7 protein-coding genes are annotated in these 7,528 nt (G+C 74.5%); 5 read left to right on the forward strand and 2 right to left on the reverse strand.

Annotated elements, in window-relative coordinates; translation table 11 throughout:
- The 3 genes from VGR37_00275 to VGR37_00285 form a co-directional block, all read left to right on the forward strand.
- Window positions 1–988: stage II sporulation protein M (locus tag VGR37_00275; GenBank protein HEV2145829.1), on the forward strand; the 988-nt coding region annotated here is incomplete at its 5' end.
- A 143-nt stretch (window positions 989–1,131) separates the two neighbouring features.
- Window positions 1,132–2,244, forward strand: a complete 1,113-nt coding sequence (locus VGR37_00280) for an isoaspartyl peptidase/L-asparaginase (protein ID HEV2145830.1) — start codon at window positions 1,132–1,134, stop codon at window positions 2,242–2,244.
- Between the two features lie 24 nt (window positions 2,245–2,268).
- Window positions 2,269–3,084 (forward strand): DUF4344 domain-containing metallopeptidase, encoded by an 816-nt coding sequence (locus VGR37_00285; GenBank protein ID HEV2145831.1) that lies wholly within the window; start codon window positions 2,269–2,271, stop codon window positions 3,082–3,084.
- Between the two features lie 247 nt (window positions 3,085–3,331).
- Here VGR37_00285 and VGR37_00290 read toward each other — a convergent pair whose 3' ends face one another.
- Window positions 3,332–3,685, reverse strand: coding sequence for an FKBP-type peptidyl-prolyl cis-trans isomerase (locus VGR37_00290; protein ID HEV2145832.1), 354 nt, complete (start codon window positions 3,683–3,685; stop codon window positions 3,332–3,334).
- A 209-nt stretch (window positions 3,686–3,894) separates the two neighbouring features.
- Between VGR37_00290 and VGR37_00295 the strand changes: the two genes are divergently transcribed.
- Together VGR37_00295 and VGR37_00300 are read left to right on the forward strand one after the other, a co-directional pair.
- Window positions 3,895–5,664 (forward strand): amidohydrolase family protein, encoded by a 1,770-nt coding sequence (locus tag VGR37_00295; protein ID HEV2145833.1) that lies wholly within the window; start codon window positions 3,895–3,897, stop codon window positions 5,662–5,664.
- A gap of 1 nt (window position 5,665) precedes the next feature.
- Window positions 5,666–6,157 (forward strand): hypothetical protein, encoded by a 492-nt coding sequence (locus VGR37_00300; protein HEV2145834.1) that lies wholly within the window; start codon window positions 5,666–5,668, stop codon window positions 6,155–6,157.
- A 7-nt stretch (window positions 6,158–6,164) separates the two neighbouring features.
- Here VGR37_00300 and VGR37_00305 read toward each other — a convergent pair.
- Window positions 6,165–7,528 (reverse strand): TonB-dependent receptor (locus VGR37_00305; protein ID HEV2145835.1); only part of this gene is annotated, 1,364 nt, incomplete at its 5' end.

A 7,528-nucleotide genomic window follows, 5' to 3' on the forward strand; every position in this document is an offset into this window, starting at 1 on the left:
GGTCCGGCGGCAGCGGGCGGACTGGGACGCGTACGGCGCGCTGCTGGAGCGCGCCCGGAAGCGTGGGCTCGACGCGCTCCCCGAGCGGGAGGTGTCGCGCTTCGCCGCGCTGTACCGGGAGGTGGCCGCGGACCTGGCGCGCGCCCGCACCTACGGCGGCTCGCCGGAGCTGGTGTACACGCTGGAGCGATGGGTGGGCGCCGGCCACAACCTGCTGTACCGGCCGCCGCGCCGGTCCTGGCGGCGGGTGCGGGCGTGGCTGGCCGGCGGCTTCCCCGCGCTGGTGCGGCTTCGCTGGCGCCCCATCGCCCTGGCGGCGGCGTTCTTCTACCTCCCCGCCCTGCTCGCCTTCGCCGCGGTGCGGGCGGACCCGCCGCGGGCGCGGGAGATCGTCCCCGCCGAGATGATGGTGCGCGCGGAGGAGGCGCAGCGGAAGGAGGCGGCGGGCGAGGGGTACGTGGAGGTGCCGGAGATCTTCATGCCCGCCATGGGGGCGGGGATCATCGCCAACAACGTGCAGGTGACCTTCGTCGCCTTCGCCGGGGGGATCCTGGCGGGGCTCGGGACCGTGGCCTCGCTGGTGTTCAACGGGGTGTTCCTGGGCGCGGTGGCGGGGCTCTTCGCCAACCACGGCGCCAGCCTTCACCTGTGGACCTTCGTCCTCCCGCACGGCGCCATCGAGCTGACGGCTATCTGCATCGCCGGGGGCGCCGGCTTCTGGCTGGCCTCGGCGATCCTCATCCCGGGGCGGCGCACGCGGCGCGAGGCGCTGGTGCGGCGCGGGCGGGAGGCCGTCTCCCTGCTGGGCGGTACGGTGGTGCTCCTGGTGGTGGCGGGGACCATCGAGGGGTTCGTCTCCCCCGCCCCCATCCCGCGCCCGCTGAAGCTGTCGCTCGCCGCGCTCTTCGCCCTCCTGCTGGTGGCCTACCTGGCGCTGGCCGGGCGGGGCCGTGACGCGCTCCCGGACGGCGAGGAGGCCGCTCCGTAGGCACCCCGAAGGACCTTGCCCGTTCGGGGTGCCGGTGCTAGCATCATGCGGTTCCGCAGGCACTTGCCTCGCCGCGTCCCGGCGCGCCGCTCCGGCGGCCCGCTCTCCAGGGACCCTGCTCGTCCGCTTCCCGGAGAACGTCGATGCCCCGAACGAACGCACCCGTCCGCCACGCCCTCGCGCTGGCGGCCGTGCTCCTGGCGCCGCTCGGCTGCGCCACCGCCCAGACCACCCCGCCCGCGGCCTCGCCCGCCGCTGCGGCCACCCCTGCCCCGGCGTCCTCGGAGCAGCCGCGCTGGGGGATCGCGATCCACGGCGGCGCCGGCACGATCTCCCGCGCCGCCATGACGCCGGAGCGCGAGGCCGAGTACCGGGCCGCGCTCACGCAGGCGCTGCAGGCCGGGCACGCGGTGCTGGCGCGCGGGGGGACCAGCCTGGACGCGGTGACCGCGGCGATCAACGTGATGGAGGACTCGCCGCTCTTCAACGCCGGTAAGGGCGCCGTCTTCACGAACGACGGGAAGAACGAGCTGGACGCGGCCGTGATGGACGGGCGGACGCTGGAGGCGGGGGCGGTCGCCGGGCTGCACCACGTGAAGAACCCGGTCAACCTGGCGCGGGCGGTGATGGAGAAGTCGCCGCACGTGATGATGATCGGGGAGGGCGCGGAGACTTTCGCCCGGCAGCAGGGGATTACGATGGTGCCGGCGAGCTACTTCCGCACCGAGAGCCGCTGGGAGGCACTCCAGCGCGCGCTGCAGGCGGAGAAGAGGCAGGGCACCACCTCCTACTTCCGCGCCCTGGAGGAGAGCCGGGACCCGGAGCACCGCGACCGCAAGTTCGGCACGGTGGGCGCCGTGGCGCTCGACCGGAGCGGGAACCTGGCCGCCGGGACCTCCACCGGGGGGATGACCAACAAGCGCTTTGGGCGGGTGGGCGACGTCCCCATCATCGGGGCCGGCACCTACGCGAACAACGCGAGCTGCGCGGTCTCCGCCACCGGGCACGGCGAGTACTTCATCCGCTACACCGTGGCGCACGACATCTGCGCCCGCATGCAGTACCGGGGGCTGCCGCTCGCCGAGGCGGCGGACCAGGTGGTGATGGACGTCCTGGTGAAGGCCGGCGGCGAGGGCGGCGTGATCGCCATGGACGCGCAGGGGAACGTGGCGATGCCCTTCAACTCCTCCGGGATGTACCGGGGCTACGTGGGCCCCGACGGGAACCCCACCGTCGCCATCTTCAAGGACCAGTAGCCGCCGCGCCGCCGCACCGCATACATGCCCCACCTCCCCTCCGCGCGCCGGCCGCTCCGCCGGCGCGCGCTCCCCGCCATGCTGGCCGCGCTGCTCGCGTCCGGGTGCACGCCCGCCGAGGGTGCCTCCGTCGCCGACCAGGGCGACTTCGTCGTCGTCTACGACACGCCCCGCTCCGCCGAGTACCGCCAGTGGCAGGCGGACCTCCGCGGCGCGCGGGTGCTGGAGGACGTGGCGGACGCGCTCAACCGCACCTTCGTCCTCCCGGCGGACGTGCGGCTCACCTTCGCCGAGTGCGGCGAGGCGAACGCCTTCTACGACCCCGACGAGCGCCGGATCCGGATCTGCTACGAGCTGATGGACGACCTCTACGGCGTCTTCGGCGAGACCACCGGGTCCGAGGAGGAGCTGAACGAGGCCGCGTGGGGAGCGATCTACTTCACGCTCTACCACGAGCTGGGGCACGCGCTGGTGCACCTGTGGGACCTCCCTATCACCGGACGTGAGGAGGACGCGGTGGACCAGCTCGCCGCCTTCCTGCTGACGGACGGGACGGAGGAGGGGGGGAAGGCCGCCATCAACGGGGCGAACGCCTTCCTCCTGGAGCACGACCGCGCGGGCGGGGCCGGCGATCCCGCGCCCTGGAACGAGCACTCCCTGGACGCGCAGCGGTTCTACAACATCGTCTGCTGGGTGTACGGCCGGGATCCGGAGGGGTACGCCTACCTCGTGGAGGACGGCACCCTTCCGCCGGAGCGGGCGCATCTCTGCGCGGAGGAGTACGAGCGGCTGGACCGGAGCTGGGCGGGGCTGCTGTCGCCGTACCTCAAGCCGCAGTGAGCTGGTTCTCGAGGAACAGCCGATCTGGGCGTGTCCCCCGCGGGCGCGGGGGCCGGGCCCCCTCCCGGCTCGCTTAGGCTCGCCACCCTCCCCCGCATGCGGGAGAGGGCTGACGGCTACGGGCAGTTCATCCCCTCTCCCAGACTTGGGAGAGGGTGGCTCTCAGGCCGCCGGGTGAGGGCCACCCAACGGCGCCCCCACCGGGATCTCCCGGCAGGGGGCGCCGTTTCGCACTCACGCACTCCCCTCACCGCACCTCCAGCAGCTCCACGTCGAAGACCAGGGTCGCGTTCGGCGGGATCACGTTCCCCGCGCCGCGGGCGCCGTACCCCAGCTCGGGCGGGATGAGCAGCGTCCGGCGGCCGCCCACCTTCATCCCCTGCACTCCCTCGTCCCACCCGCGGATCACCATCCCCGCGCCGAGCGGGAACTCGAACGGCTCCCCGCGGTCGCGGCTGCTGTCGAACTTGGTGCCGTCGGTCAGCGTGCCGGTGTAGTGCACCGCCACGGCCTTCCCGCGCGTCGCTTCGGCTCCGGTGCCCACCTGCTCGTCGCGCCAGCGCAGGCCGGTGGGGGTGGTGGTCATGTCGTCGGTGTTCACGGCGGTTCTCCCGTCGAGGGTGATGGGGGACGTGGAGGGTGGGGGGGCGGCAAGGGGCGTTCCGTGGGAATGAAGAATGTAGAATGAAGATTGTAGAAAGGGGGCTGCGGGGGCATCGGCGTGGGGGAGCGGGCTCGGCGAGGTTTGACGGCCGGAGGCGCAGCGGCGTACTCTTCGGGGACCAGACACACCTCTTCCGCAACGATGCCATGACCCGACGCACGCTCCTCCTGGCCGCGGCCGCGCTCCTGGCCCTCGCCCCCGCCGCGCAGGCGCAGGGGGGCCGGTACGACGCCGCGGCGCGCGCGGCCGACTCGGCGGGGGCGCTCGCCGCCTTCCGCTCCAACATCGCCGCGATCCACGGGCGCGACCGCGCGGCGTACCTGCGGCACTACCTGCAGAGTCCGCGGCTGGCGCGAACCGGGCCGGGCGGGACGCAGTGGGGGTACGCGGGGCTGGCGTCCGGAGACCCGGACTCCTGGCCGGACACGCTGGTGGCCACGCACTTCGAGGTGGTGCCCGTCGCGCCGGGGGTGGTGTACGGCGCCTACCGGTACCGGGTGGTGCAGGGCGGGAGCCAGCGCGGGGTCTCGGAGCGGGTGCTGGTGAAGCAGCCGGACGGGAGCTGGAAGGTGGCGGTCTCCACCGCCTTCGGCTCGCCCGGCGACACCCCGGTCCCCGCCTTCGCCTTCACCGGCGCAACCCTCGTGGACGGCACGGGCGCGGCGCCGCGCACCGGGACGGTGGTGATGCGCGGCGGGAAGATCGCCTGCGTGGGGGAGTGCGAGGTGGGCCCCGACGTGCACGCCATCGACGCGCGGGGGAAGTGGATCGTCCCGGGGCTGGTAGACGCGCACGTCCACTACTCCCAGACCGGGTGGGCGGACGGGCGGCCGGACGCGCTGGACCTGCGCGAGCGCTTCCCGTACGACTCCACCGTCGCCGCGCTGGAAGCGAACCCGGAGCGCTTCTTCCGCAGCCATCTCTGCTCCGGGGTGACCGCCACCTTCGACGTGGGCGGCTACCCGTGGACGTGGGACCTGAGGGCGCGGGCGGAACGGTCGACCTCCGCTCCGCACGTGGCCGCGGCGGGTCCGCTGATCACCCCGTTCGCGCCGCAGCAGCTCCTCCTGCCGGGAACCCAGCAGTTCATCCGCATGGAGAGCGATTCCCTCACCCGCGCGGCGGTCCGCTTCGTCACCAGCTGGAAGTCGGACGCGGTCAAGGTCTGGATGGTGGTGGGGCCGTCCTCGGCCGACACCGCCGCCTGGGTGCGCCGCCTGGGAATCGCCGCCGAGGAGGCGCGCGCCGCCCGCACCCCGCTGATCGTGCACGCCACGAACCTCTGGGCCGCGAAGCACGCCCTCCGGGCGGGCGCGAAGCTGCTCGTGCACTCGGTGGAGGACCGGCCCGTCGACGAGGAGTTCCTGCGGCTGGCGCGCGAAGCGGGCGCCTACTACAACCCCACGCTCACGGTGCGCGAGGGGTACGTGGAGCTGCGGGAGAGGCGCTTCCGGCCCGACGTGCCGCTGGAGTGCGTGGACCCCGACACGCGGCGGAAGGCCTTCCTCACCGACTCCATCGGCGGGGGGCGGGTGGACCCCGAGTTCAACGACCGGATCCGGCAGGGCTACCGCACCATGCTGGAGAACCTGAAGCGGGTGCACGATGCCGGCATCCCCGTCGCCATGGGGACCGACGCCGGGAACCCGCTGACGCTGCACGGCCCCTCGGTGTACCGGGAGATGGAGGCGATGGTGGAGGCCGGGCTCACGCCCATGGAGGTGCTGGTCGCGTCGACGCGGAACGGCGCCCGCGCCATGGGGCGGACGGACTTCGGCACCCTGGAGCCCGGGAAGCTCGCCGACCTGGTGGTGCTGGACGCCGACCCTCTCGCGGACATCGGCAACCTGCGCCGGGTGGCGCTGGTGGCGCGCGGCGGGGAGGTGTGGACGCGGAAGGAGCTGGAGTACCGCTGAAATGGGCAGCGACCTGCCGAAGCGGGCCCTCGTCCTGGCGCTGCTGGCCGTGGCCGCCTGCGGGGGGGAGGACGAAGAGCCGCCGCCGCCCAACCCCGTCCCCACCCCGGGCGTCCCCGTGATCCCGGTGGAAGGGAAGCGGGTCCCGGTGACGCGGATCCCGCCCGTGGGCTTCGAGTGGCCCGGCGGCGTCGCCGTCGCGTCCCCGCGGCCGGGCGTGATCTCGGCGACCTACTACCTGGACAACCCCTGCCGGCACGTGCCCCGCGGCGCCGTCCGCAGCTTCCGCGGCGACACGGTCGCGGTCGTGGTGCGCTGGCCGCGGGTGGAGCCGGACAGCTCGCGGAAGTGTCCCCAGGACACGACGCCCGACGCGTTCCGCATCGAGTTCGCGGAGGTCCCGTCCGGCCCCCACACCTTCGCCATGTTCGAGGCCATCGAGGGGCAGACGGCCGCGGCGCTCTCGCACGTGACGGAGGTGGAGGTCCAGTAGCTCCGGCTCAGAAGAAGACCCGGTACACCAGCGACACGTTGCGCCCGGGTCCCGGGGCGAAGTCCTTGATCCGGCTGGTGGCCTCGCGGTGCACCTCGTCCGCCAGGTTCTCGCCGCGGAGGGCGAGGGAGTGCGCCGCGCCGCCGCGGACGAAGCGGATCCCGGCATGCACGCGGAAGAGGGTGTGGGCGGGGGTGGGGAGCTCGTCCGCGGCGCCCACGCGCGTCTGCCGCAGCTCGTGGTGCACGTCGCCGCCCACGGAGAGCACGTCGCCCTCCCAGCGGACCGACGCACCCAGGCGCGGCGGGGGCATGAACGAGAGCGGCGTCCCGTCCGCGAGCGAGGCGTGCAGGTAGTCCCCCATCGCCCCGAGCACCACCCGCTCCCCGGCCGCCCACTCCACCGACCCCTCCACCCCGCGCAGCACGGCGCGGTCCTGCACGTACGCGAACACCGGGAGCCGGACCCCGCCCACCAGCGTGTCGCCCCGGGCCGCCAGGTGCACGTAGCCGGCGACGGCGTTGCGGTAGGCGGCGAGCTGCCCGTTCCACCTCCGTCCGCGGGCGTTCACCACCCCCTCGGCCGACCACCCCCGCTCCGCCTCCAGCCCCGGGTCGCCCAGCTCCAGCGACCCCGTCCCGGCATGCGGCGCGCCGGAGAACAGCTCCTCCACCGTGGGCGCGCGGAACGAGCGGGCCACGCTCGTCCCCACGGAGCCCCACCCGCCGAGCGGCACCCGCACGCCCGCGGAGCCGGAGAGCGCCCGGAACGTCCGCTCCCGCCCCGGCCCGAACTTGGGGGCCGCGCGGGAGCGCACCCCGTAGTGGTCGAAGCGCCCGCCGAGCTGCAGCGCCGCCCCTCCCGGACGCAGCTCCGCCTCCTGGTAGGCGAAGAGGCCGAAGCCGCGCGAATCCGCCGGGGGAGTGAGCGCGGCGGGTCCGGTGGCGTCGTACCGCTTCAGCAGCGTGGACACGCCCCAGGCCCCCTCCACGAAGGGGCCCAGCGCTCCCTGGCGCAGGAGCGCGCCCGCCGACCCGGTCCGCAGCGCGAACGTCTGCTGCACACCGCCGTCGCCGTCCAGCTCGTCGTGGGTGTAGTCCTGCGCGGTCGCCTCTACCCGGAAGGTGGGAAAGAGCGCGGACCCGGGCGACGCCTCGGCCCGCCCCGTCGCCTCCAGCCGCCGGCCGCGGAGGTCCACCGGGTCGCTCCCCGGGGGCACCGGGAGGCCGTACCCGAACCCGTACGCCCGGACGGCGCCCCCCGCGGCGAGCTGCTCGCCCACGTAGCCCAGGCCGGCCGCCCCGTTCCGGCTCCAGGACGCGGTGTTCGGCAGCCGGTCGCCCAGCACCGGGTCGCCGCCGATCCGCACGT

The sequence above is a fragment of the Longimicrobiaceae bacterium genome, from assembly GCA_035936415.1.
GTDB lineage: Bacteria > Gemmatimonadota > Gemmatimonadetes > Longimicrobiales > Longimicrobiaceae > JAFAYN01.